1 protein-coding gene is annotated in these 364 nt (G+C 40.1%); it reads left to right on the top strand.

Translation table 11 applies throughout. The features are described from left to right. Positions 1 to 234: hypothetical protein (locus AACW06_RS20180; protein WP_238336785.1), on the top strand; the 234-nt coding region annotated here is incomplete at its 5' end. Positions 235 to 364 lie beyond the last annotated feature (130 nt).

Genomic DNA, 364 nt, shown 5'->3' with positions numbered 1-364 from the left:
TTACCAAAACCTAAATTTCACAGCGATCTGAGCCGAAGAGAGCCACTTACAGAATCAACAACAAAGAAAGCGCCCTTTCAGCCACAACAAAACCTTTTGCTTCACCAGACTTTCAGAGCTGAATTTCAGCAAGTGAATGAGTCAAAAAGACATTTCAATTTAAGCGATTTGAAACCACCGAAACTCAGCACAAGCCAGATCCAAAACTTAATTGAGGCAACCCAAGAACCTTGAAAACGATCAATCTCAGGTTGTTCAAGAATCCATTTCGACCAAGCCAACTTGCCGAAAAAACGGAACGAATTCTCAATGAAATCGTAGAGTTAACCCTAAAAACTCATCAAACACATAACGCCCAATTAAG

The organism is Vibrio sp. S12_S33 (assembly GCF_963889785.1).
In the GTDB taxonomy this organism is placed as follows: domain Bacteria; phylum Pseudomonadota; class Gammaproteobacteria; order Enterobacterales; family Vibrionaceae; genus Vibrio; species Vibrio aestuarianus.
Note: the sequence above shows the minus strand (reverse complement) of the source record. Positions and strands in the feature narration are given on the sequence as shown.